Genomic DNA, 23,031 nt, shown 5'->3' with positions numbered 1-23,031 from the left:
TCACCTGGGCGAAGCGGCCTGCCTGCGATACTGCGCGGGCGCCTGCCCCATGATGCGCTTGAACGCAGTACTGAACGCACTTTCCGATTCGTAGCCCACGGCAAAGGCAATGCTGGACACGGCATCGGCTCCATGGGACAGCCGGTCCGCTGCAAGCAGCATCCGCCAGCGTGACAGATAGTCCATTGCCGTGTGCCCGACCAGTGCCTTGAAGCGTTGCGCGAACACCGTGCGCGAAACCCCGGCGATACGCGCCAGTGACTCCAGCGTCCAGGACTGGGCCGGAGCCGCGTGCATCGCCCCGAGGGCGAGGCTGATGTGGCTGTCGGTCAAGGCCAGGAACCAGCCCTTCGGCACCCGGCCCGGGGTAGCCAGGTGCAGGCGCAGCACCTGTACCAGCATGAGATGGGCCAGATGGGTGGACATCAACCCTGCGCCCGGCTGCGGCGCGTGCAGTTCATTGGCCCATTGATCCAGCGCCCAGCGCAGCACGCCTGCTTGCCCCGAAGCACGTGGCACATGGATCAGGGGTGGCAGCGCATCGAACAGCACGGCGGCATGCCGCCCGGGAAACGCGAATCGGCCGCTGATGAGGAAGGTCTCTCCTCCCCCGTTGTGAGTGACAACGCCCTGCCGCGCCGCCGCTTCGATGATGGGCTCGCCGCTGGCGATGGCCACTTCGGGATCCGAAGCGAGCACGAACCGGCAGCGGCTGTTGAGCAGGAAGCAGTCGCCGGCTTCGAAGTGGAACGGCGCGTTCTCACCTTCGACGCGGCCCCAGCAGCCGCCCCCCATGACCGCCGTGAACTTGATGCCTTCGTGCGCCGGGAAATCGAATGCCCAGTCGCCGGCGGCATCGAATCCGGCAAAGAACTGGCTGCTTGGCTGCAGCAGTGACAACACATCGGACAGCGGATCCGCGCTCATTTCCGTACGCTCGAAGAAGTCAGGCGAACGCCACGGCATGGATCGTACAGAACCCCGGGCCTATCGTGCATTCCATGGCGGCACATCACCGCCCCGCTCCCGATCAGACACAGGAATTGCCCATGAAACGCCTGCAGGACAAAGTCGCCATCATCACCGGCGCCGGCAGCGGCACCGGCATGGGTGCGGTCATCGCCCGGGTCTTCGCCAGCGAAGGCGCCGTCGTTGTTGCTACCGGCACCCCCGACCGCAAACAGAACCTTGACGCACTGGTGCAGGACCTCACCGCCCAGGGCCATCGTGCAACATCGGCGTTCCTGGATGTGACCCGGCCCGAACAATGGGCCGAGGTGGCCGCCACCACGATCGGGCGCCATGGCCGCATCGATATCCTGGTCAACAACGCCGGCACGCCGGGGCCGCGCGACGGCCGCTGGGACAACGCCACGGCCGAGGACTTCAGCCACGTCATCGACGTCAACCTGACCAGCCAGTTCCATGGCATCAAGGCGGTCACGCCGCAGATGGAACTGCAGCACAGTGGCGCGATCATCAACATCTCGTCCGCCGCCGGCATCATCGTCTTCCCCGACGTGCCGCCGGGCTACAGCGCCTCCAAGGGCGGCAGCCGTCACCTGACCAAGGCCGCCGCCGTCGATTTCGCCCGCCGCGGCATCCGTGTCAACGGCATCTACCCGGGGCTGATCGACACGCCGATGGCGACCCATTTCACCGAGGATCCGCAACTCCTGGAAAGCCTGCTCAAGGGCATTCCGATCGGTCGCGTCGGCACTTCGGAGGAAATCGCCAAGGCCGCGCTGTTCCTGGCCAGCGATGACGCGTCCTACGTCATCGGTGCCGAACTGGTGGTCGACGGTGGATTGACCATCATCTGATCGCGTGTTGCACAACATTCCGCAGGATTCTCCAATGAATACACAACAACCACGTGTCTGGTTCATCACCGGTGCGTCATCCGGTCTGGGCAAGGCCCTTTCCGAAGCGGTCATTGCCCGGGGTGACCGCGCCATCCTTACCGCGCGGCGGCTGGACCGACTTCGCGCGATCGCCGCAGGCCATGAGGACCACGTCCTGCCGCTGGCGCTTGACGTGAACGATGCCGATGGCCGTGCACGTGCCGTGGCCGACGCCATCGAACGCTTCGGGCGCATCGATGTGCTGGCCAATGTGGCTGGCCGCGGTGTGGTGGGCGCCTGCGAGGAATTCAGCCTGGAACAGCTGCGCGAGCAGATGGAACTGAACTTCTTCGCTGCTGCCGAAATGAGTCGCGCCGTGTTGCCGCAGATGCGGAAGCAGGGCGCTGGCCACATTCTCACTGTCAGCAGCATTGCCGGGCTGGTGGCAATGAACGCGGCCGGCCCCTACTGTGCAGCGAAGTTCGCCATCGAAGGCTGGACCGAAGCACTGGCGATCGAAGCAAAGCCGCTCGGCATCCGGGTGACGCTGGTGGAGCCGGGCGCGTTCCGCACCGAGTTCGCCGGTGATGCCAACATGCGGCCAGCACACCGCATCGATGCCTATCGGCCGGTTGTGGAGCCATTCGAAACCTACCTGGAATCATCCTCCGGGCAGCAGATGGGTGACCCGGCAAAGGCCGCACAGCGCATGCTGGACGTTGTAGCCAGCAATGATCCGCCGGTGCGGCTGATGCTGGGTGCGGATGCCTATTCGATCTGGGAGACCACCCTGGCCAACCGCCAGGCCGATCTGGCCAGGTGGCGTGAGCGCGGTATCGATACCGCGTTCGAGGGCGCCGCTACGGTGCAAATCCAGCTGTAAAGCAAACGTCCCGCCAGCCTGAAATGGGCCGGCGGGACGTACGCTGCTCTGGCTGGTCTTGTTGCATCAAGCGCCAAGATGCATCCGGTAGAACGGAATCAGCTGCTGCAGCGCCTGGGTGGTGGCTGCTGGCTGGTCATACAGCTCGTAGTGACTGGCGCCGGCCACGATCTGGATGCTCTTCTGCGCCGAACGCGCCCTTGTGTACAGCTCCAGGCCGTCACGATACGAACCGAAACCACCGGGCACACCGCCGATGACGATGTGCAGCGGCTGAGTCAGCAGATGCTCGGTGAACGCAAAGGCATCCCAGCTCAGGGCGGCGCCGGTGCTGGTGAAGCGCAGCTTGTTCGGCGAGCCTGGCTGCTGGCCACGCGGCGTGCAGTAGTACTGCACCGCCTCGACGATGTCGATGTCGTTGACTCCGGCGGCTTCGCGCTCCGCTTCAGAGCCGGGAATGTAGCCCACGATCAACGGCTCAGCACCCCGTGCCTCGGCAGTGCGCTGCTTGCCCAGTGCTTCCAACGTCTTCAACGCAGCATCCGGCGACATGTCACCCTCACGCATCAGCCGGCCATAGTTGGCAGCCACCACCGTGCCGACTGCCTTGAATCGGTGGTCGGTAGTGGCCGCACTCACCGCATAGCCACCGCCGCCGCAGACGCCCAGCACGCCAACACGGTCTTCATCGATGTACGGCAGCGTCATCAGGTAATCCATGGCACAGCGGAAGTCCTCCACACGGGTAGCGGGATCTTCCATGAAGCGGGGCTCACCACCGCTGGCGCCTTGGGTGGAGGCGTCAAAAGCGAGAGTGATGAAACCAGCGGCGGTCAGTGCCTCACCGTAGATGGCGCCCGACGTCTGCTCCTTGCAGCTGCTGATCGGGTGCGCGCAGACGATGGCGGCGTACTTGCTGGCAGGGTCGAAGCCTTCCGGAAAGCGCAGGGTGGCGGCGACATCCCAGCTACGGTTCTTGAAACTGACGGTCTGTTGGGTGCTCATTTCAGTTCTCCAGGGGATTGGATTCGGCAGGCAAAGCGTAGGCCGCCGCTATTGGGTTGATAATCCCGGAAAAAAGCATTGCACTTATTCCAAGTGCCACCTAATTGCTCCAGGTCGCCGGCTTCAGACCGTCTCCACGCCCGCGTTCACACGGTGCAACCCAACACTTCGCAATAGTGCGCTGGCTCCCCATGTGATGAAGGTTGAAGTCGCTGATTTCCGTTCGCTACCCTCAATGGCCTCGTCATGCGCGCCTCACGGTGCGCATTCTGCTTGTCGTGTACGTTCTCTACCTGCTGGCCGGCAACATCTTCCTCAACACCCCGCTGTTCGACCAGGTCACCAACCGCAAGCCGCACAAGTTCGTGATGACCACCGGCCCGGCCATCACGCTGCTGCCCGGACATGTGATCGCGTGGAACGTACATATGCGCGGTCACGTCAACCATACCGTCTACGTACTGCACGCCGAGCGTGCCAGCGCTCGCTTGGCCGTGCTGCCCTTGTTTCGCCGCGAAGTGCGGGTTCCCCGATTGCAGGCCACTGGCGTGTCGGCCGAGATCAGTCGCGTCGAGGACGCCATTCCGTCACCGCCGCGTAGCGACCAGGGCTGGACCCTGCGTTTCGACGCCATCGACAGCGACAGCATTCGCAGTGCCCGGCTCGGCAAGCTGCTGATCATCGGCAAGGGCCAGGGCACGGTCGGGTTCCTCAAGCAGCTGCGCGGCGGCCCATCGGAACTGTTCGATTCCGAGGTCTCGTTCAGCAAAGCAGATACCAGCTATGACGGCGTGCAGCTGCTGGGCGACATGAATCTGACTGCGCGCTTCAGCTATCCGCGCCACTATCGCGATCAGGCGCCCGGCCTGGCCAAGTTGAAGCTGCTGCACGCGCAACTTGATTTGGACGCGCGCAGCCAGGGCCTGCGCATGGATACGGACGCCACAACGCCAAAGATCTCCAGCGCGCCCGTGCCCGGCCGCCTGCAACTGGCCGTTCATATGATCGACGGCCAGCTGCAACCCGGTGACCACGCGCACTGGCAGGTGCCGCTCTTCCTTGGCGATGGCGCACCCAATCGCGGTGTGCTGGCCCTGCAGCTCAATGTGGCCAACGACCTGCGCCTGCAGGCACGCCTGCCGCCACGCCCGGATTCGGCCGCTGGCATCGATGCCGACCTGCACATCACCGGGCGCGAGATTCCCTTCCAGCACCCTTCCCAGCTGCTGGAGCGCAGCTCCGGCGCGGTGCGCGGCGAATGGACCTTCACCTCGCTCAACTGGATCCCTGCCCTGTTCGTGCGCAAACCATGGCTGCAGCTGGATGGCGGCGGCACGCTGAAGGCCGACCTACGCCTGCGCAATGGTGAGCTGATCGAAGGCAGCACCGTGGACATTCCTTCGGCTGCCGCCGTGGCCGAGGTCGCTGGCGTGCGCCTGGCCGGCACGGCCAGTGCGCATGGCGAGCTGAAGGCCGGCACCCCCACTCAGGCACAGCTGGCGATCCGGCTGCCCCGCTTCACCGCTCGCCCAAGCGATGCGAAGGATGTGCGCCTGTTCGACGGGCGCGACCTGGCCGTGGACCTCACCGGCGACGGCCGCCTGCAGGAACTGCGCAAGGGCGTTCGTGCGCGGCTGCGCTTCAGCCAAGCGACCATCCCGGACCTGGCTGCCTACAACCGCTACCTTGGCTCTCAACAGGTGCGCCTGCTGCGTGGCACCGGCAGCCTCAGCGGCGACGCCACGCTCGACACCGATGGCCGCGTCGGCCATGGCACCGCGCGGCTGCTGGGTCGCAATGCCAGCGCCCAGGTGGCGGGCCTGGACATGGGCGGCGATGTCGACGTGAAAGCGACGCTTCGCCGTGGGGACTTCAACCAGCGCCATTTCGATCTGTCCGGCACCACCGTGGAGCTGCGCAATGTGCAGGTGGCGGGCACCGATTCCAGCAGCGCGTGGAAAGGCCGCGCCGTGTTCAAGCGGGGCCGCATCGACGCGCAGTCTCCGTTCCAGGTGGACGCTATCACCGATCTGACCCTGAGCGATGCACGCCCCTTGCTGGCCGTGTTCGCCAAGCGCACCGACTATCCGCGCTGGACGCTGTCCCTGCTGGATTCCGGCCAGGTCGATGCACAGGCCACGTTGCGCTGGCGCCCGGGTCGTCTGCTGATCGACGGACTGCAGGCCGAGAATGATCGCCTGTCGGTACGTGCGCGGCTGGATCTGCTGGAGCAGCGCAAGCGTGGCGATCTCTATCTGCGCTGGGGGCTGCTGGGCGCCGGCATCGAACTTGATGGGGATCAGCGCCAGTGGCATCTGGCCAAGGCGCGGGAATGGTTCGATCAGCGCCCTTCGCTGTTGCCGGCTGCCGAAGGTGGAAGCGCCGCGGGTTCTTCAGACTGATCGCCCCGGGCTGCATCCATTTGCCGCTTCCGTTCGTATGAGCGGGTAAACGCAGGATGGAGCGGCACGGAATGAAGCGGCGTTCACAGGTTATGGGTCTTCTGGGATGGGGTGTGGTCACTTTTGCGGCGGCGGCAGTCGGCGCATGGGCATCGACATCCGCCGCCAGCTTCTACGCCACTCTCGCCCTTCCCGCCTGGGCACCGCCTGCCAGCGTGTTTGGCCCGGTATGGAGCCTGCTCTACGCGATGATGGCTGTTGCTGCATGGCTGGTCTGGCGTGAGCGCCGCTGGCGAGGTGCACAACCGGCGCTCACGCTCTATCTGCTGCAGTTGGCCGTCAATGCGCTATGGAGCTGGCTGTTCTTCGGCTGGAAGCTGGGCGCGCTGGCCTTCGTCGACATCCTGGTACTGATCACGCTGGTGTGCGCAACGATCGTTGCCTTCGCCCGCATCCATCGTGGTGCGGCGGTGATGCTGCTGCCTTACCTGGCCTGGATATCGTTCGCATCCGCGCTGAACTTCGCGGTGTGGCGCACCAATCCCGGGTTGCTGTGACCCCGTATCAGTGCTCTCAGGCCTGTGCGACGCACTGCGGCTGCCATGCACGCAGCAACGCCGGCTTGAACGCCTGCTGGCCACAACCCGTGGGGCATCGCACCACGCGCGCGGCGGTGTGGCTGACCAGTCCCTGCCCCTCTTCCGCCTTGAACACCGTTTCGCAGCACAGGCAGCGCGCAACCAGCGAGTACAGGTGGAGCAGGCGCCCACTGGCCGGATCCTGCAGGGCATCCACATCCAGCAGCTCAAACTGGCAGCTGTCGGCAAGCATGCGGTATGGCGTTGAAGGCAAGGTCTGCAGGTTCACGTGGCGTGGTCACTCAGGAATGTGCATTCACCCTAGGCAAGTCGGTGTCGAGCGCGCGTGCAGCGCACATGTACCTTTCGCGAAACATGCAAGTGCTGTTGGAATGCTCAGATGAAGAATTCAGGTTTGAATGAAACGTTCTTCACGCGCACGTGCTGGTATGCGAATGCACGATTTTGCTTCACCATCCATGCATGCCGGATGCAACGCTGGGCCATTCCAGCCATCCACGAATCATGAGTCCCGCCTTTGATGCCTTCTGCCGAGTCCACGCACGACACCGCCCAGTCCCGTTGTGCGCGTGAGCCGATTCATACGCCCGGTGCCATCCAGCCATACGGTGTGCTTCTGGTAGTGGAGCCGCAGTCACTGCGGGTGCGTGAGCGTGCCATCAGCCAGCAAGGGCTGCTGCAGCAGTTCGGCGAACCCTTGATGCAGCATGTCAGCGAGGTACTGGGCGGCGTACTGGCGCCCTTCCAGGCGCTGTTCCAGCAGGCCGCGGTGGGCAGCAGCGCACATGTCGGCGCCGTGCACCTGGATGGCCACGGCCGCCATCAATTGCTGGTGCACCGCTCCGCCACCGATCTGCTGGTCGAGCTGGAGGCACCGGTTCCCGGCCAGCCGGGCTCGCTGGAAGAGTTGTATCCGTCGATCCGCGAACTGATGACCGGCATCGAATCGGCTACCACCGTGGAAGATCTGTGCCAGTTGGCGGCCGCGCACATGCGCCGGCTGACCGGCTTCGACCGCACCCTGGTCTACCAGTTCGACGCCGGCTGGAACGGCATCGTGGTCGCTGAGGATGGCAACGGCCTGTTGCCGTCCTACCTGGACCTGCGCTTCCCCGAATCGGACATTCCGGCCCAGGCCCGCGAGCTGTATCGGCGCAACCGGGTGCGACTGATCGCGGACAACAACTACACCCCTGCCCCACTGATGCGCAGCGAGGCGCACCGCGACGCGCCGGCCACCGACCTGAGCCTGGCCGTGCTGCGCAGCGTTTCGCCCGTGCACCTGCAGTACATGCGCAACATGGGCACCGGCGCGTCGATGTCGGTGTCACTGGTGCATGAGGGCCAGCTGTGGGGTCTGGTGTCCTGCCACACGGTTCAGCCGCGCCGCCTGCCCTATCACGTGCGCACTGCCTGCGAATTCATGGGCCAGATCCTGTCGCTGCAGATCGCGCTGAAGGAGCGTGCACGCGCCATCGAAGAGCGCGTGGCGCGCCGCTCGGTGCTGGTCAAGCTGCTGGCACGCATGGCCGGCGACGAGGATTTCATGGCTGCGCTGCGCCACGACGAAGCCAGCCTGCTGTCGCTGACCGGCGCAGCAGGCGCCGCCATCGTGCACAAGGGCGACTGCATGCGTGTGGGCCAGTGCCCGCCCGCAACCGACGTGCTGGCCCTGGCCGATTGGCTGGCGGCACAGCAGGCCGGGCAGGAAACGTACTGCAGTGACCATCTGGCAGCCGACTGGGCGCCAGGCGCGCGCCTGTCCGACGTGGCCAGCGGCGTACTGGCGGTGTCCATTTCGCAGCTGCATGACAGCTACCTGATGTGGTTCCGCCCTGAAGTGGTGCGTACCGTGCGCTGGGGCGGCGATCCGCGCAAGACCGCGGCACTCGACGTGGCACTGTCGCCGCGCAGCTCCTTCGAGGCCTGGAAGGAAACCGTGCAGCAGCGCAGCCTGCCGTGGAACGATGCCGACCGTGATGCCGCCCACGAGATGCGCACCGCCATCGTCGACATCGTGCTGCGCAAGGCCGAGGAAATGGCCGAGCTCAACGAGCAGCTGGTCCGCAGCAACAAGGAGCTTGAAGCGTTTTCCTATTCGGTCAGCCACGACCTGCGTGCGCCCTTCCGCCACATCGTCGGTTACTCGGAGCTGCTGGGCAGCTCGGCCGGCGAACGCCTCAACGATACCGAGCGCCGCTTCCTGGATACGATCGTGGAATCGGCCAAATCTGCCGGAACGCTGGTGGACGACCTGCTGAGCTTCTCGCAGATGGGCCGTTCCACGCTTGGCCGGGTGCGGCTGGACATGGCGGCACTGGCCGAGGATGTCCGCAGGAGCCTGGCACTGGACTACGCCGGACGCGACGTACAGTGGACGCTGGCGCCGCTGCCGGAGGTGCAGGCCGACCCGACGATGATGCGCCTGGTCTGGCAGAACCTGCTGGCCAACGCGGTCAAATTCACCCGTGAGCGCGAGCAGGCGGTGATCGAGATCGGCCATGAGCGCCTCGATGAGGAGGACCACTTCTTCGTGCGCGACAACGGCTGCGGTTTCGACATGCGTTATGTCGACAAGCTGTTCGGCGTGTTCCAGCGCCTGCATCACGTCGAGGAATTCGAAGGCACCGGCATCGGCCTGGCCAATGTGCGCCGTATCGTCGGCCGCCATGGCGGCAGGACCTGGGCCGAGGGCGAACCCGGCAAGGGCGCCACGATCCATTTCACTTTACCCCGTTCCACAGGAGATCACCCATGAGGGACCTGCGGCCGATCCTCCTGGTAGAGGACAGCCCCAAGGATGCAGAGCTGACGCTGGCCGCACTTGCGCGTTGCCAGTTGCTGAACGATGTCATCCATGTACGTGACGGCGCCGAAGCGCTGGATTACCTGCGCTGCGAAGGCAAATTCGCCGGCGCCAACCACGGCGGCCCGGTGGTGGTGCTGCTGGACCTGAAGCTGCCCAAGGTGAACGGCCTGGAGGTGCTGGAGCAGGTGCGTGGCGATTCGAACCTGAGCAGCACGCCGGTGGTGATGCTGACCTCCTCCCGCGAAGAGCAGGATCTGGTGCGCAGTTACGAACTGGGCGTCAATGCGTTCGTGGTCAAGCCAGTCGATTTCAAGGAATTCTTCGACGCGATCCAGGGCCTGGGCATGTTCTGGGGCATCACCAACCAGCCACCACCGCATCGCCCCAACGGCTCGGGGCAGCACAATGCGTGATGGATCGCGCCGCAACGAGCGCCTGCGCATCCTCATGCTGGAGGACAGTGCGCTTGATGCGGAGTTGATCACCGCACAATTGCACCGGGCCGGCCTCGACTTCGAGGCTGAGCGCCTGTGGACCCGCAATGCCTTCATCGAGGCAATCGAGAATCGCGCCTTCGATGTCATCCTGGCCGATCATGTGCTGCCCGGATTCGACGGCGACGCCGCGCTGGCGCTGGCGCGCGAGCGGATTCCGCAGACGCCCTTCATCTTCGTTTCCGGCACGCTGACCGAGGAGCTGGCGGTGCAGGCGCTGACCCGTGGCGCACGCGACTACGTGGTCAAGCAGCGCCTGCAGCGCCTGCCGGATGCGATCCGCCGCGCCCGCCAGGAGGCGAACGAGCGTACCCAGCTGGCCCACGCGCAGGCCGCCCTGAATGACAGCCAGGCCCAGCTGCAGCAGGTGACCGATGCCGTCCCGGCACTGATTGCCCAGCTCGACAAGGAGCATCGCTACCGCTTCGCCAACAAGGCCTTCCTGGACTGGCACGGCGTCAGCCTGGCCGAACTGCTGGGCCGTACGGCGCGCGATGTCAGCGGAGTCTCCGCGTTTGAGCAGGCGCTGCCCAGCATCGAACGGGTGCTGCAGGGCGAGCGCACCCGCTTCCAGGTGGAGCTGGCCCACCGCAGCGGCGAATCACGTTTCGTGCAGATGGACTGCGTGCCGGAGCGAGGCGCCGACGGCGCTGTGGTCGGCTACATCTGCCTGGGCAGCGACGTCTCCGGGCTGAAGCAGGCGGAGCTGGCCCTGCGCGAAGATAACCAGCTGCTCGAACGGCAGGTGCAGGCGCGTACCACCGAACTCCGGGCCAGCAAACGACGCTTGCAGGCCATCTTCGAATCCAGCTTCCAGCATCAGGTGCTGCTGGACCTGGATGGCCGCGTGGTCGACGCCAATGTCGCCTCGTTGGCTGCCGTGTTGGCCGACAAGCCCGACGTTGTAGGCCAGCGCTACGGGCAATCGCCGTGGTTTGCCACCAGCGATGACGTCGGCATCCTCGTGGACCAGGCCATTGCCGCTGCCGCGAAGGGCCACAGCTCGTTGCATGCGCTGGAGCTGGAACTGCCGACCGGCCGCCGCAGCTACGATTTCTCGTTCCGTCCGCTGTTGGATGCCGAGGGCGCGGTGACCGCCGTGGTCTCCGAAGCGGTGGAAACGACTGCACGCCTGCAGGCCGAGCATGCGCTGCGCCAGTCACAGAAGATTGAAGCGGTGGGCCAGCTCACCGGTGGCATCGCCCACGATTTCAACAACATCCTGACGGTGATTTCCGGCAACGTTGAACACGCCATGCTGCTCAGCGAGCGGGCCGGCGAGCCGGGCGCCATGGTCAGTCGTGCGCTGGACAATGCTCTGAAAGGCGTGGGCCGTGCCGCCAGCCTGACCCAGCGCCTGCTGGCATTTGCCCGGCGCCAGCCACTGCACAGCCAGGCAGCCAATCTCAACGACCGCCTGCTGGACATGCATGACATGCTGCAGCGCGCCCTGGGTGAGCTGGTACAGCTGGAAATCCGCGCCGCCGAGGACGTCTGGTGCGTCGAGATCGACGTCAGCCAGCTGGAGGCATCGGTACTGAACCTGGCCGTCAACGCCCGCGATGCCATGCCCCACGGGGGCCGGCTGGTGATCGAGGTCGACAACAGCCATCTCGACCACGACTACGCCGCCTTGTTCCCCGATGCAGCGCCTGGCGAGTACGTGATGCTGCGGGTTCGCGACAATGGCCACGGCATGGACGCGGCCACCCTCGCGCGCGTGTTCGAACCCTTCTTCACCACCAAGCAGGTTGGCCGTGGTACCGGCCTGGGCCTGTCGATGGTGCATGGCTTCGTCAAGCAGTCCGGCGGCCATGTACTGATCGATTCGGTGGAGGGCGGCGGCACCAGCATCACCATGATGTTCCCGCGTTCGGCACTGGCCCTGCCCTGCGAGGCGAGCGCACCACCGACCGGCCTGGCCGGTTACTCGCCACGCGAGGAAACCATCCTGGTGGCCGAGGACAACGATGATGTGCGTGCGCACACCGTTGATGCACTGCGCCTGCTGGGCTATCGCGTGCTGGAAGCGCACGATGGCCCGTCCGCGCTACGGCTGCTGGAACGTCCGGACACTACGGTCGACCTGCTGTTCTCCGACGTGGTGATGCCCGGCATGTCGGGCTGGGAGTTGGTTCGGGAAGTCCGGGAGCGCTGGCCCGACGTCGCGGTCCTGTTCACCTCAGGCTATCCACGCGATCACGACGCGGTCGGCAGTCAGGGCCGGGCGGCCGCGCTGCTGCCCAAGCCATTTACCCGCAGCGACCTGGCCCAGGCGGTGCGTACCGCGCTGGAAGGTGCGGCGCACTGAGATCAGGCAACCGGGTCGCGCACGTCCGTCGCGATCCGGTTGATGTCCGCGCACTCCACCGTGGCCGGCGAATGCTCCATGCCGGCCAGCGCAATCATCGCCTGGCCCAGTGCCAGGTTGCTGGTCACCAGTGACGGCGCGATCACACCCGCCAGTTTCATCAAGGGTGCGCCACCCCAGTACAGCGGCTTCAGCAGGCCATGACGGGTGCCGCTGCCCTGCACGGGGCGAACGCCACCCGGACGCAGCATGACCGTGCGGACCGGCAGCGACTGCAGTGCCCGCTCTGCCTCGCCCTTGATCCGCAATGGCATCAACCGGCTTCGCGCATCCGCACCGGCGCCGGATACATACAGGAAACACCCCTGCGGGTTCACCGTGGCCCAGGCGCGGGCGACGGCCAAGGTGGTGTCCAGTGTCACCCGTCGGTACTCGGCCTCGGCCGTGCCGACCGGTGGAGCGCCCGCGCAGTAGAAGCAGGCGTCGAATCCCAAGAGATCATCCCGCCGTTCCTGGATGCGCAGGAAGTCCGGCACGATCAGCTCGCTGCCGCTACCGTCGAGGCTGCCCGGGCGCCGGACCAGTGCAGTCAGATCGGCAACCCGGGGCGAGCGCTGGCAGGCCAGGGCCACGCCCTGCCCCACCAGCCCCGTGGCACCGGTCAGCAGAACCCGCAGCGCGCCTGTAGCCATCGCTGCACGCAGCCTAGAGTTTCACGAAGCGCTGGATCTTCCGCGCCAACCAGCCACTGAACACCAGTGGCGCATCCAACGCTGATACACAGATACACGGCACGCCAGGTGCGGTGACCGGTTGATGCTCGACATCCTCATCCAGATCCGCCACGTCACCCGGCGCGAACAGCCCCAGCGCGTCGTTGTAGGAACCGCGCAGAATCTGGGTCAGCTCGCTGCGGCCATGGCTGTGCATGGGCAGGCACTTGCCGGGGGCGATCTTCAACATGATCAGCGACGGCATCTGCTCCGCACGGATGCAATGCACCCCCGGCGCCATCCAACGCCAGCGCAGGCCGCTGAGCGAAGCGCCGAAATACGGATGCAGCGAGGCAGGCAGATGATCCGGATTGGCCTCGGGCCGCTCCTTCGGCACCGGCCGCGTGGCCCCAGGCACGGCCATCGGCGTTTCCGTGGCCAACTGCATCAGCATCGCCTCGCGCAACTGTTCGCGGCGCGTGTCGGCTGCAGACGGCTGGGTCTGCTCCAGCAGCACCGAACCGATCGCCTCGGCGTCGCGCAGGCGCTGACGGCAATGCGGGCACTGCTCCAGGTGGGCACCGGCCACGATACTCAACGGCGCCGGCAGCGCCCCGGCGGCATAGCTCATCAGGGTGGATTCGTGCAGGTGGTGGTGCGGATTCACAGCGCACCTCCCACTTTCGCCTGCAGTTGCAGGAACGCTCGGCGCAGGTGTGATTTGACCGTCCCCAGCGGCATGCCCAACGCCTCGGCGATTTCGCTGTGGCTCTTGGCTTCGAAATAGGACATCCGCACCAGCCGCGCCTGCACCGCAGGCAGCTCGTTGATGCGCTGGCGCAGGCGCGCCTGATCGGCGAACTGCTCGGCACTGCTGCGCTCGACCACATCCAGTGTTGCCGCATCTTCCACCGCGGCCTGCACCTGCATCCAGCTGCGTTCGCGCCGTATGCGATCGATATGCAGGTTGCGGGCGATGCGATACAACCACGTACTCAAGGCCCCCTGCCCGGGGTCGAAATCGGCGGCCCGCAGCCACAGGCGCAACAGGCTCTCCTGCGCCAGCTCCTCTGCCACCGCGTCGGGCACGCCCAGCCCGCGCAGGTACACGCACAACCGCGGCATGAAGTAGTCGTAGATCCGCATGAAACAGTCGCGGTCACGAAGCCGTGCCACGCCGTCCATGTCACCGGCCCAGTTCGTCGGCTCGCTGCTCGGCTGCTGGGAACTGGACACGATGCGTGCGGTATCGAAGTTGAGGAGTGTGCTGGCGGCGTCAGGGTACATCTGCGTTCGCGGCGGGCGGGTGAAGGTCTGTCCCCTGTACGCGCGAAGGCCGCAATTGGATGCAGGCGACGTAGCGCATCCAACCGGCCATCCCCGCCGTATGACCTGGGCCCCTCCCTTTCCGGATGAACACCATGCGCACTGCCTGGCTGCTGCTGTGCCTGCCCCATGCTGCGCTGGCGGCACCCTGGCTGCGAAGTGAAGGCGTGGCCACCTCCGCGCAGGGCGACATCCTCTACCGTGAAGTGCACTGGCGGCGCGAAGCAACGGAGGGTGCCGAGCGCTGGGTGCTGTACCAGTGCCCGGATGGCCAGCCCTTCGCCCGCAAGCACTTGCCAGCCAGCGCCCGCCCGCAGGCACGGGGCTATTCGCTGCAGGACCGCCGCAGCGGCCAGACCGCCGAAGTCGACGCAGCTGGCGACTCGGTGTCGATTGCCTGGAAGGAGGATGCCGCCAGCCTGCTGCGTCGACGCCGGCTTGAACTGCCACCGGACGCGGTCATCGATGCGGGATTCGACGCTGCCGTACGCCTGCACTGGCCGACGCTGCTGCGGGGCGAGCGCATCACGCTACCGTTCCTGGTGCCGGCACGTCAGCGCTACTTCCCGGTGCAGGTGCGACGCACCGGCCCGGTTCGCTGGCAGGGCATCGACGCCCAGGCAATCGAAGTCAGCCTGGACACCTGGTACGGCGGCATCGCACCGCGCCTGTCACTGGTCTATGCCAACGGCGACCGTCGCCTGCTGGAGTTCCGCGGCACCAGCAACCTGCGCGACACCCGCGGCAGCTATCCGCCGGTGACCGTGCGCTTCAGCTCGCCACCAGCCGAGCGAACGGCAGGCGACTGGCAACAGGCGTGGGCGCAACCCCTGGTGGAGCGTTGCGTCGTGACGCCCAGGTGAAGTGGAAATTTACTGCGCCGTGGCGCATCCATTGCGCATCCTGCTGCGTAAAGGAAGACACGACACCCGCCGAGATCCGCCATGGCCTCTGTAGCGCCCCTTCCCCGTCGACGCTGGCGCCTGCTGCGCACGCTGCAGCGCTGGTTCGATACCGGCAACGCCGCAGAGGCCACCGGCGAGCGGCCGGGGCGCATCGACTGGGTGCGAGCCGTGCCGTTCGCGCTGATGCATGTCGCCTGCCTGGCGGTGATCTGGGTCGGTGCCTCATGGACGGCCGTGGTGGTTGCTGCGGCATTGTATGCAGTGCGTATGTTCGCGATCACCGCGTTCTACCACCGCTATTTCTCGCACCGGACCTTCCAGGCATCGCGAACGGTGCAGTTCGTGTTCGCTGTCATCGGCGCCTCCAGCGTGCAGCGTGGGCCGCTTTGGTGGGCCGCCCATCATCGCCATCACCATCGGCATGCCGACCAGCCGCTGGATCCGCACTCGCCACGCGAGGGCGGCTTCTGGCGCAGCCACATGGGTTGGTTCCTGACCCGTGAGGCCTTTGCCACCGATCTGTCACGGGTACCGGACCTGGCACGCTTCCCCGAACTGCGCTGGCTGGACCGTTTCGATACGGCCGTGCCGGTACTGCTGGCCGCAGCGCTGTATGCATTGGGCGCCGGGTTGGAGCGCTGGACACCGGGCCTGCACACCTCCGGCCCGCAACTGCTGGTGTGGGGCTTCTTCATCTCCACCATCGTGCTGTTCCATGCCACGGTCACCATCAACTCGCTGGCGCACCGCTTCGGCCGCCGCCGTTTCGAGACCCGCGATGACAGTCGCAACAACCTCTGGCTGGCGCTGCTCACCTTCGGCGAAGGCTGGCACAACAACCACCACTTCTTCCCGGGCACCGTCCGCCAGGGCTTCCGCTGGTGGGAAGTCGACCTGACCTGGTATGGACTGCGCGCGATGGCGGCGCTTGGGCTGGTCAAAGGACTCAAGCCCATTCCCGAGTGGGTGCTGGCCAAGGCGAGGTACTGACATGCGCATCGCAATCATCGGCTCGGGCATTGCCGGACTGGCCAGCGCCTGGTGGCTGGACGGCGAACACGACGTCACGCTGTACGAGGCCAACGACTATCTGGGCGGTCATACCCACACCCATGACCTGGAGGTGGATGGCCAGCGCATGGCGGTGGACACCGGCTTCATCGTGTTCAATCCGCTCCACTACCCCTTGCTGAGCGCGCTGTTCGACGAGCTGGGCGTGGCGTCGAAGCCGACCAAAATGAGCTTTTCCATGCACAGCGAGCGCAGCGGCGTGGAGTACAACGCGACCTCGCTGGATGGCCTGTTCTGCCAGCGCCGCAACCTGGTATCACCGCGGTTCTGGGGCATGCTGGCCGACCTGCGCCGGTTCTATCGCGATGCCCCCCTGTTGCTGGCAGAAGACGAGGGCCCAACGCTGGGCCAGTACCTGCGCAGCCAGCGCTACGGCGATGCCTTCATCGACGAGCACCTGCTGCCGATGGCCTCCGCGTTGTGGTCGTCCCCGACGGCTACGGTGATGGACTTCCCGGCGCGCTATCTGGCCCAGTTCATGGCCAACCACCAGATGCTGCAGATGACCGGGCGTGCGCCGTGGCGGGTGGTGAGCGGCGGATCGGCGCGCTATGTCGATGCCCTGCGCGCCTGCTGGCGGGTGCATGAGCGGCTGGAGTGCCCGGTGCAGTCGATCGAGCGCATGCCCTGGGGCGCGCGCGTGCACAGCGCGGCCGGCGTGGAAGGCTTCGATGAGGTCATCCTGGCCTGCCACAGCGACCAGACCCTGGCGCTGCTGCGTGACGCCGACCCCATCGAGCGCGACGTGCTCGGCGCCATCCGCTATCAAACCAATGAAGCGGTGCTGCACACCGATGCGTCATTACTGCCGCGCAACCGCAAGGCGTGGGCGGCATGGAACGCCCATGTGCCCCGCGATCCTGCCGCGCCGTGCACGGTCAGCTACTGCATGAACCTGCTGCAGGACCTGCCCGGCAACACGCCCCTGGTGGTAACGCTCAACCGCAGCGCGGCGATCGACCCCGGCAAGGTGCTGCGCACCCTGCGCTACGCCCACCCGGTGCACGACCATGCCGCAGTGCGCGCGCAACAGCGCTGGGCCGAGCTGCAGGGCCGACGCCACACCTGGTTCGCGGGCGCCTATTGGGGCTGGGGCTTCCATGAGGACGGCATCCTCAGCGCCCGCCGCGTGGTGGATGCGCTGCGCACCTGCGAACCGCACCGCGTCATGGCGGCTCCCGGCGAGGTGGCCGCATGAGCGCCAGTGCACTCTACTTCGGGCAGGTGATGCACCGCCGGCACCTCCCGCACCCGCATGCGTTCCGCTATCCGATCGCACAGCTGCTGCTCGACCTGGATGAACTCGACAGCGTGTTCGCCGGGCGCTGGCTGTGGTCGATCAATCGCCGCAACCTGGCCGAGTTCCGCCGCAGCGACTACTTTGGTGATCCCGCGCAACCCCTGGCCGATGCAGTGCGCGACCACGCTGCATCCACCCTCGGCTACCGGCCCACCGGCCCCGTCCGCCTGCTCACCCATCTCCGCTTCGCCGGGCATGTGTTCAACCCGGTCAGCTTCTACTACTGCTATCGGGCCGATGGCAGCACGCTGGACTGCATCGTCGCCGAGATCACCAACACGCCCTGGAAGGAACGGCATGCCTACGTGCTGCCAGTCGCGACGGCCACGCACGAAGGCACCTCGCTGCGCTGGCGGTTCGACAAGTGCTTCCATGTCTCGCCCTTCATGCCCATGGATTGCCATTACGACTGCCGGTTCAACTGCCCTGATGAGGATCTGCGCGTGCACATGCAGGTCTGGCGCGACGGCGTCCGCCAGTTTGATGCCAGCCAGATCATGCAACGGCACGCCCTGGATGGCCGCGGGCTGGCACGCGTCCTGGCCTGCTATCCACTGATGACCACCCAGGTGGTGGCCGCCATCCACTGGCACGCGTTGCGGCTGTGGCTGAAACGCAATCCCGTGCACGACCACCCCACCCTTGCCGAGAAACCGCGATGAACTCGATGACTCCTTCGGTCGCGCTGCCGCGCCCGGGCGCATTGGATGCCTTCCTGCGCCGCCGCCTGCTGGCCCAGCTGGCCCCGATGCGCGACGGCCGCCTGTGCGTGCGCGACGCGCTGGGCGAAGTGTGGTTGGGCGATGCCCGCGGCGAACTGCATGTCACCGTCACCATCGATGACCCGGCGTTCTATCGCAAGGTGGCCGCACAGGGCAGCGTCGGTGCAGGTGAAAGCTATATCCAGGGCGAGTGGCACTGCGATGACCTCGTCGCCCTGATACGCCTGCTGGTACGCAATCGCGATCTGCTCGACAGCATGGAACACGGCCCGGCGCGCGTGGGAGGGTGGCTGCTGCGCGGCTGGAACCGCCTGCGCCGCAACAGCCGTGAAGGCAGCCGCCGCAACATCGCTGCGCACTATGACCTCGGCAACGATTTCTTCGCCCTGTTCCTGTCGCCGGATCTGATGTACTCCTCGGCCCTGTTCGCCGAAGACGGCGAGTCGCTGGAGTCCGCCTCGCACCGCAAGCTGGACCGCATCTGCCAGCAACTGCAACTCAAGCCGGGCGACCGTGTGGTGGAGATCGGTACCGGTTGGGGCGGTTTTGCGCTGCACGCGGCGCAGCACTATGGCTGCCACGTCACCACCACCACCATCTCCGCCGAGCAGCATGCGCTGGCCACCGAGCGCGTCCGCATCGCCGGCCTGCAGGACAAGGTCACGCTGCTGATGCAGGACTATCGCGACCTGCAGGGTCAGTACGACAAGCTGGTCTCGATCGAGATGATCGAAGCCATCGGCGCGGAATACCTGGACACCTACATGGCCACGCTGCAGCGACTGCTGAAGCCGGATGGCGTGGCCCTGCTGCAGGCGATCACCATTGAAGATCACCGTTACGAACAGGCACGGCGCAGCGTCGACTACATCAAACGCTACGTGTTCCCCGGCAGTTTCATTCCATCGATCAACGCGATCATGGCCGCCAAGACCCGCTCCACTGACCTGCAGCTGATCGCCCAGCAGGATTTCGGCCACTCCTATGCGCTGACCCTGCACGCCTGGCGCCAACGCTTCCTTGCCCAGCTGCCCGCCGTGCAGGCGCAGGGCTTTGACGCGCGCTTCTGCCGGATGTGGGAGTTCTACCTGGCCTATTGCGAGGGCGGCTTCCTGGAGCGTTCGATCGGCGTTTCGCATCTGCTGCTGGCGCGCCCAGGGCATCGTCCCGCTGGCGCATCGGGTCAAGGCGGCTGAGATGCGCCGGTTCTGGGCCAATCTGCTTGGCAACCAGCTGGTCTGGCTGTGCGCCGTGGCCGGCGCCGGGCGCGGCTTGCAATGGCCGGCGCTGCTGGCAGCATCGCTCTACATCGGCAGCCAGCTGCTGACCTCGCCGCAACCGCGGCTGGATCTTCGGCTGATGCTGTTGGCGATGACCTGCGCGTGGCTGGTCGACGCCAGTGCCGCCGCCAGCGGCGCCGTGCGCTACGCTGCTGCCCCGCTGGGCTGGGCGCCGCCGCCCTGGATCATGGCGTTGTGGGCCGCGTTTGCGATGACGCTGACCACCTCGATGCGCTTCCTGCTGCGCCACCCTGCCCTACCAGCCCTGTTCGGCCTGCTGCTGGCCCCGCTGGCGTATCTCTCCGCAGCGCGCGGTTTCGATGCGGTTCGATTCACTGCGCCACTGTGGCAGGGCCTGCTGGTGCTGGGTGTGGGCTGGAGCATCGCGCTTTCGCTGCTGTGCATGGCCGCTCGTCGCGGCTCCAGCACCATTCCGCCGCCCTTGGCCGGAGCACCGTCATGATCAATCTGTTGTGGGTCCTGCTGTATGCCGTGCTGGTGATGAGCTGGGGCTGGGCCTGGCAGCGCCGCCACCGCAACATCGGCGTGGTCGACGTGCTCTGGGCCAAGGGCGTGGGCGCATCTGCGCTGCTGCTGGCACTGCTGGGCGCTGGCGCGCTGATGCCACGGCTTGCACTGGGGCTGCTGGGCGGGTTGTGGGGCAGACGCCTGGCCGTGCATCTCTGGCACCGTGTCCGTCACGAAGACGAGGACGGACGCTACCGCTATCTGCGCGAACACTGGCACGGCCATCAGGGAAAGATCTTCGGCTTCTTCATGGCCCAGGCCCTGCTGATCGTCCTGTTCGCCCTGCCCTTCGTCGCGGCGGCTGCCAATCCCCGTGCCGACCTGACACCTTGGGTCGTGGCCGCCGCACTCGTCTGGCTACTGAGTGTCGGTGGCGAGAGCCTGGCCGACCATCAACTGGCCCGGTTCCGCGCGGATCCGGCGAACAAGGGTCGCACCTGCCGCGACGGGCTGTGGCGCTACTCCCGCCACCCCAACTACTTCTTCGAATGGCTGCACTGGTTCAGCTACGTCTTGCTCGCGGTGGGCTCGCCGCTGTGGTGGCTGGCCTGGGCCGGACCGCTGTTGATGTACGTGTTCCTGCGCTACCTCAGCGGCATCCCGTTCACCGAAAAGCAGGCCCTGCGCAGCCGGGGCGAGGACTACCGCGCCTACCAGCGCAGCACACCGATGTTCTTCCCCTGGTTTCCCCGCCCTTCCAAGGACCATTCCACATGAACGCCATTCCGTCACAGAACCTGGCTGAGGAGACCGAGACCGGGCTGATCGCCTGGGCCGAGCGTGGCCTGGTTCCCGATGCGGCGCTGCGGGCAGGCATCCGCCGCCTGTGTGCGCAACGCCTGCATGAGGAGTCCGAAGGCGGCATCGAGGGGCAGTCGGCCCGCTTCCGCGAGCGCATCGCCGAGCTGGACGACAGCCCGCTGGCGCTGCATGTCGACGCGGCCAACCGGCAGCACTATGAAGTGCCGGCAGCCTTCTTCCAGGCCTGCCTGGGCAAGCGTCTGAAGTACAGCAGCTGCTACTACCCCACCGGCCGGGAAACCCTGGACCAGGCCGAGGAAGCCATGCTAGAGCTGTACGGCCAGCGTGCCGCCCTGGCAAACGGCCAACAGATTCTTGAACTCGGCTGTGGCTGGGGCTCACTGACGTTGTGGATGGCCGAACGCTATCCGCAGGCGCATATCACCGCCGTTTCCAATTCGCACAGCCAACGCCAGTACATCATGGCGCAATGCCAGGCGCGCAGCCTGGGCAATGTCGAGGTACTGACCCGCGACGTCAACGAACTTGAACTGCCGACGGCACGGTTCGACCGCTGTGTGTCGGTGGAAATGTTCGAGCATGTGCGCAACTACGAACGCCTGCTGGCGCGGATCAGCCAGTGGCTGAAGCCCGACGGCGCGCTGTTCGTGCACATCTTCGCCCACCGCACGCTGATGTATCCGTTCGAGACCGGCGGCGGTGACAACTGGATGGGCCGCCACTTCTTCACCGGCGGCCTGATGCCCGCTGCCGACACCCTGCTGCACTTCCAGCGCGACCTGCAGCTGCAGCAGCGCTGGTTGCTGGATGGCACCCACTACCAGCGCACCGCAGATCACTGGCTGGCCAACCAGGATGCAGCGCGCGGGGACGTGATGCCCATCCTGGTCGCCACATATGGCCAGGCTGCCGCAAAGATCTGGTGGCAGCGCTGGCGCATGTTCTGGATGGCCTGTGCCGAGCTGTTCGGCTACGACGATGGCCAGCAGTGGCTGGTGGCCCACTACCTGTTCCGTCCCCGTTGAGGTGCCACATGCGCATGTTCTCGCTGCTTCCCCTGCTCGCGGTCGGCCTGTTCGGGTCCGGCTGCAGCGCGAGTGACACCCGCCCCTTGCCGCGTCCATCCGCGGTGGACGTGCCGCGTTTCATGGGCGACTGGTATGTGATCGCACACATTCCCTCACGGCCCGAGCGCGAGGCCTTCGACGCCGTGGAAAGTTACGCGCTGCGACCGGATGGGCGCATCCAGACCACCTTTACCTATCGCAAGGGCAGTTTCGACGCCCCGCAGAAGTCGATGCATCCGATCGGCCGGGTGGAGAAGGAAGGAAACGGCGCCGTCTGGGGCATGCAGTTCATCTGGCCGATCCAGGCCGAATACATCATCGCCTGGCTCGACGAAGACTACCGCCAGACCATCGTGGCGCGCAGCAAGCGTGACTACGTCTGGTATATGGCACGTACGCCACAGGTCTCGGAAAGCGACTACCAGCAGGCAGTGCAGCGCATTGCGGCGATGGGCTATGACACCCGCAAGCTGCGGCGCGTGCCGCAGTCGGTGCGATGACGTCTTCGCTGGAAACCGGTGAACGCAGGCGGCATTTCGCGCCAACCTGACGCGGTGCATCCACGGCGTTGATGCGCCGCTGCGCACACTGCGTTACCCCACCGCAAGACAGGCTCCTCCCGGCATGCATCCCTTATCCCATCCGCGCACCTGCAACCTGTTGCTGGTGGAGGATCAGTTCGACCTGGCCGCCTTGATGGAGCAGGCACTACAGGACGGGGGGAGCCAGGTGACACACGCCTACAGCGTATTCGACGCGATGGAACTGCTCGACACCCAGCACTTCGATGGCGCCGTGCTGGATGTGGAGCTGCGTGACGGCGTGGTGTTTCCGGTTGCCGACCGCCTGGCCGACCTCGGCATTCCCTATCTGTTCGTTTCAGCAGTCTATGACCAGCTCGTTCCGGCGCGGCATCGCCGCGCGCCGTTCGTGGCCAAGCCGTTCCATCTCGACATGCTGCAGCAGGCGGTGCATCGCACCGTAACCGGGCATTGAACGTCCGTGCTCCG

General features: G+C 66.0%; 23 protein-coding genes. 17 read left to right on the top strand and 6 right to left on the bottom strand.

All coding sequences use genetic code 11. The annotated features are described in order from the left end of the window. Positions 1–966, bottom strand: a complete 966-nt coding sequence (locus SriyCCGPB3_RS10715; RefSeq protein WP_350260289.1) for an AraC family transcriptional regulator — start codon at positions 964–966, stop codon at positions 1–3. An 83-nt stretch (positions 967–1,049) separates the two neighbouring features. Here SriyCCGPB3_RS10715 and SriyCCGPB3_RS10710 point away from each other — a divergent pair, with 83 nt between their 5' ends. Continuing rightward, positions 1,050–1,823, top strand: a complete 774-nt coding sequence (locus tag SriyCCGPB3_RS10710) for an SDR family NAD(P)-dependent oxidoreductase (protein ID WP_164160518.1) — start codon at positions 1,050–1,052, stop codon at positions 1,821–1,823. 34 nt (positions 1,824–1,857) lie between these two features. Further along, positions 1,858–2,727, top strand: coding sequence for an oxidoreductase (locus tag SriyCCGPB3_RS10705; RefSeq protein WP_180846617.1), 870 nt, complete (start codon positions 1,858–1,860; stop codon positions 2,725–2,727). A gap of 66 nt (positions 2,728–2,793) precedes the next feature. On the opposite strand, the gene SriyCCGPB3_RS10700 is transcribed toward SriyCCGPB3_RS10705, so the two are convergent. Then, entirely contained in the window at positions 2,794–3,732 is a 939-nt protein-coding gene (locus SriyCCGPB3_RS10700; RefSeq protein ID WP_350260288.1) for an alpha/beta hydrolase, read from the bottom strand. A gap of 212 nt (positions 3,733–3,944) precedes the next feature. Between SriyCCGPB3_RS10700 and SriyCCGPB3_RS10695 the strand changes: the two genes are divergently transcribed. After that, positions 3,945–6,134: a hypothetical protein gene (locus SriyCCGPB3_RS10695; protein ID WP_350260372.1), complete on the top strand. Its 2,190-nt coding sequence runs from the start codon at positions 3,945–3,947 to the stop codon at positions 6,132–6,134. 71 nt (positions 6,135–6,205) lie between these two features. Continuing rightward, positions 6,206–6,691, top strand: a complete 486-nt coding sequence (locus SriyCCGPB3_RS10690) for a TspO/MBR family protein (RefSeq protein WP_350260371.1) — start codon at positions 6,206–6,208, stop codon at positions 6,689–6,691. 16 nt (positions 6,692–6,707) lie between these two features. Here SriyCCGPB3_RS10690 and SriyCCGPB3_RS10685 read toward each other — a convergent pair whose 3' ends face one another. Continuing rightward, complete coding sequence (locus tag SriyCCGPB3_RS10685) at positions 6,708–7,001, bottom strand: hypothetical protein (protein ID WP_110712292.1); 294 nt, start codon at positions 6,999–7,001, stop codon at positions 6,708–6,710. A 252-nt stretch (positions 7,002–7,253) separates the two neighbouring features. Here SriyCCGPB3_RS10685 and SriyCCGPB3_RS10680 point away from each other — a divergent pair, with 252 nt between their 5' ends. Genes SriyCCGPB3_RS10680 through SriyCCGPB3_RS10670 form a run of 3 tightly spaced genes read left to right on the top strand, consistent with a single transcriptional unit; the run spans position 7,254 to position 12,347 of the window. Further along, positions 7,254–9,491 (top strand): ATP-binding protein, encoded by a 2,238-nt coding sequence (locus SriyCCGPB3_RS10680; protein WP_350260287.1) that lies wholly within the window; start codon positions 7,254–7,256, stop codon positions 9,489–9,491. Further along, on the top strand, positions 9,488–9,955 hold the full coding sequence (locus SriyCCGPB3_RS10675) for a response regulator (protein ID WP_110712290.1): 468 nt from the start codon (positions 9,488–9,490) through the stop codon (positions 9,953–9,955). Before SriyCCGPB3_RS10680 ends, SriyCCGPB3_RS10675 begins: the two co-directional genes overlap by 4 nt. Continuing rightward, positions 9,948–12,347, top strand: coding sequence for a response regulator (locus SriyCCGPB3_RS10670; protein ID WP_350260286.1), 2,400 nt, complete (start codon positions 9,948–9,950; stop codon positions 12,345–12,347). The genes SriyCCGPB3_RS10675 and SriyCCGPB3_RS10670 overlap by 8 nt, the downstream gene beginning before the upstream one ends. Before the next feature lie 2 nt (positions 12,348–12,349). On the opposite strand, the gene SriyCCGPB3_RS10665 is transcribed toward SriyCCGPB3_RS10670, so the two are convergent. From SriyCCGPB3_RS10665 to SriyCCGPB3_RS10655, 3 genes are read right to left on the bottom strand one after another with little or no spacing between them, the layout of a single operon-like run. Beyond that, positions 12,350–13,039, bottom strand: a complete 690-nt coding sequence (locus SriyCCGPB3_RS10665) for an oxidoreductase (RefSeq protein ID WP_350260285.1) — start codon at positions 13,037–13,039, stop codon at positions 12,350–12,352. 13 nt (positions 13,040–13,052) lie between these two features. Then, complete coding sequence (locus tag SriyCCGPB3_RS10660; protein WP_324187288.1) at positions 13,053–13,727, bottom strand: ChrR family anti-sigma-E factor; 675 nt, start codon at positions 13,725–13,727, stop codon at positions 13,053–13,055. After that, positions 13,724–14,347, bottom strand: coding sequence for a sigma-70 family RNA polymerase sigma factor (locus SriyCCGPB3_RS10655; protein WP_248860510.1), 624 nt, complete (start codon positions 14,345–14,347; stop codon positions 13,724–13,726). The genes SriyCCGPB3_RS10660 and SriyCCGPB3_RS10655 overlap by 4 nt, the downstream gene beginning before the upstream one ends. A gap of 134 nt (positions 14,348–14,481) precedes the next feature. Between SriyCCGPB3_RS10655 and SriyCCGPB3_RS10650 the strand changes: the two genes are divergently transcribed. From SriyCCGPB3_RS10650 to SriyCCGPB3_RS10605, 10 genes are all read left to right on the top strand, one after another. Beyond that, complete coding sequence (locus SriyCCGPB3_RS10650) at positions 14,482–15,249, top strand: hypothetical protein (RefSeq protein WP_110712286.1); 768 nt, start codon at positions 14,482–14,484, stop codon at positions 15,247–15,249. An 81-nt stretch (positions 15,250–15,330) separates the two neighbouring features. Further along, positions 15,331–16,281 carry an acyl-CoA desaturase gene (locus SriyCCGPB3_RS10645; RefSeq protein ID WP_350260284.1) on the top strand — a complete coding sequence of 317 codons (951 nt, stop codon included), beginning with the start codon at positions 15,331–15,333 and terminating at the stop codon, positions 16,279–16,281. Position 16,282: 1 nt separating this feature from the next. After that, the gene (locus SriyCCGPB3_RS10640; protein WP_350260283.1) at positions 16,283–17,560 is read left to right on the top strand and encodes an NAD(P)/FAD-dependent oxidoreductase; all 1,278 of its coding nucleotides are present in this window, start codon (positions 16,283–16,285) and stop codon (positions 17,558–17,560) included. Next, the gene (locus SriyCCGPB3_RS10635) at positions 17,557–18,324 is read left to right on the top strand and encodes a DUF1365 domain-containing protein (RefSeq protein ID WP_164160536.1); all 768 of its coding nucleotides are present in this window, start codon (positions 17,557–17,559) and stop codon (positions 18,322–18,324) included. The genes SriyCCGPB3_RS10640 and SriyCCGPB3_RS10635 overlap by 4 nt, the downstream gene beginning before the upstream one ends. Further along, on the top strand, positions 18,321–19,580 hold the full coding sequence (locus tag SriyCCGPB3_RS10630) for a cyclopropane-fatty-acyl-phospholipid synthase family protein (RefSeq protein WP_350260282.1): 1,260 nt from the start codon (positions 18,321–18,323) through the stop codon (positions 19,578–19,580). The genes SriyCCGPB3_RS10635 and SriyCCGPB3_RS10630 overlap by 4 nt, the downstream gene beginning before the upstream one ends. 1 nt (position 19,581) lies before the next feature. Then, positions 19,582–20,127 carry a DUF2878 domain-containing protein gene (locus SriyCCGPB3_RS10625; RefSeq protein WP_350260281.1) on the top strand — a complete coding sequence of 182 codons (546 nt, stop codon included), beginning with the start codon at positions 19,582–19,584 and terminating at the stop codon, positions 20,125–20,127. Continuing rightward, complete coding sequence (locus SriyCCGPB3_RS10620; RefSeq protein ID WP_350260280.1) at positions 20,124–20,909, top strand: DUF1295 domain-containing protein; 786 nt, start codon at positions 20,124–20,126, stop codon at positions 20,907–20,909. Before SriyCCGPB3_RS10625 ends, SriyCCGPB3_RS10620 begins: the two co-directional genes overlap by 4 nt. Continuing rightward, the gene (locus SriyCCGPB3_RS10615; protein WP_350260279.1) at positions 20,906–21,979 is read left to right on the top strand and encodes an SAM-dependent methyltransferase; all 1,074 of its coding nucleotides are present in this window, start codon (positions 20,906–20,908) and stop codon (positions 21,977–21,979) included. Before SriyCCGPB3_RS10620 ends, SriyCCGPB3_RS10615 begins: the two co-directional genes overlap by 4 nt. Before the next feature lie 8 nt (positions 21,980–21,987). Beyond that, a complete protein-coding gene (locus SriyCCGPB3_RS10610) occupies positions 21,988–22,521 on the top strand; it encodes a lipocalin family protein (RefSeq protein ID WP_110712278.1) in 534 nt (177 codons plus the stop codon). A 124-nt stretch (positions 22,522–22,645) separates the two neighbouring features. Continuing rightward, positions 22,646–23,017: a response regulator gene (locus SriyCCGPB3_RS10605; RefSeq protein WP_180846603.1), complete on the top strand. Its 372-nt coding sequence runs from the start codon at positions 22,646–22,648 to the stop codon at positions 23,015–23,017. Positions 23,018–23,031: the final 14 nt, after the last annotated feature.

This window comes from Stenotrophomonas riyadhensis, from assembly GCF_040256885.1.
GTDB classification, from domain to species: Bacteria; Pseudomonadota; Gammaproteobacteria; order Xanthomonadales; family Xanthomonadaceae; genus Stenotrophomonas; species Stenotrophomonas riyadhensis.
This window is presented reverse-complemented; position numbering and strand designations above follow the sequence as displayed.

Coding starts and splice junctions, on each gene's coding strand:
- SriyCCGPB3_RS10715 (WP_350260289.1), bottom strand. CDS start 966: ATGCCGTGGCGTTCGCCTGACTTCTTCGAGCGTACGGAAATGAGCGCG.
- SriyCCGPB3_RS10710 (WP_164160518.1), top strand. CDS start 1,050: ATGAAACGCCTGCAGGACAAAGTCGCCATCATCACCGGCGCCGGCAGC.
- SriyCCGPB3_RS10705 (WP_180846617.1), top strand. CDS start 1,858: ATGAATACACAACAACCACGTGTCTGGTTCATCACCGGTGCGTCATCC.
- SriyCCGPB3_RS10700 (WP_350260288.1), bottom strand. CDS start 3,732: ATGAGCACCCAACAGACCGTCAGTTTCAAGAACCGTAGCTGGGATGTC.
- SriyCCGPB3_RS10690 (WP_350260371.1), top strand. CDS start 6,206: ATGAAGCGGCGTTCACAGGTTATGGGTCTTCTGGGATGGGGTGTGGTC.
- SriyCCGPB3_RS10680 (WP_350260287.1), top strand. CDS start 7,254: ATGCCTTCTGCCGAGTCCACGCACGACACCGCCCAGTCCCGTTGTGCG.
- SriyCCGPB3_RS10675 (WP_110712290.1), top strand. CDS start 9,488: ATGAGGGACCTGCGGCCGATCCTCCTGGTAGAGGACAGCCCCAAGGAT.
- SriyCCGPB3_RS10670 (WP_350260286.1), top strand. CDS start 9,948: ATGCGTGATGGATCGCGCCGCAACGAGCGCCTGCGCATCCTCATGCTG.
- SriyCCGPB3_RS10665 (WP_350260285.1), bottom strand. CDS start 13,039: ATGGCTACAGGCGCGCTGCGGGTTCTGCTGACCGGTGCCACGGGGCTG.
- SriyCCGPB3_RS10655 (WP_248860510.1), bottom strand. CDS start 14,347: ATGTACCCTGACGCCGCCAGCACACTCCTCAACTTCGATACCGCACGC.
- SriyCCGPB3_RS10650 (WP_110712286.1), top strand. CDS start 14,482: ATGCGCACTGCCTGGCTGCTGCTGTGCCTGCCCCATGCTGCGCTGGCG.
- SriyCCGPB3_RS10645 (WP_350260284.1), top strand. CDS start 15,331: ATGGCCTCTGTAGCGCCCCTTCCCCGTCGACGCTGGCGCCTGCTGCGC.
- SriyCCGPB3_RS10640 (WP_350260283.1), top strand. CDS start 16,283: ATGCGCATCGCAATCATCGGCTCGGGCATTGCCGGACTGGCCAGCGCC.
- SriyCCGPB3_RS10635 (WP_164160536.1), top strand. CDS start 17,557: ATGAGCGCCAGTGCACTCTACTTCGGGCAGGTGATGCACCGCCGGCAC.
- SriyCCGPB3_RS10630 (WP_350260282.1), top strand. CDS start 18,321: ATGAACTCGATGACTCCTTCGGTCGCGCTGCCGCGCCCGGGCGCATTG.
- SriyCCGPB3_RS10625 (WP_350260281.1), top strand. CDS start 19,582: ATGCGCCGGTTCTGGGCCAATCTGCTTGGCAACCAGCTGGTCTGGCTG.
- SriyCCGPB3_RS10620 (WP_350260280.1), top strand. CDS start 20,124: ATGATCAATCTGTTGTGGGTCCTGCTGTATGCCGTGCTGGTGATGAGC.
- SriyCCGPB3_RS10615 (WP_350260279.1), top strand. CDS start 20,906: ATGAACGCCATTCCGTCACAGAACCTGGCTGAGGAGACCGAGACCGGG.
- SriyCCGPB3_RS10610 (WP_110712278.1), top strand. CDS start 21,988: ATGCGCATGTTCTCGCTGCTTCCCCTGCTCGCGGTCGGCCTGTTCGGG.
- SriyCCGPB3_RS10605 (WP_180846603.1), top strand. CDS start 22,646: ATGCATCCCTTATCCCATCCGCGCACCTGCAACCTGTTGCTGGTGGAG.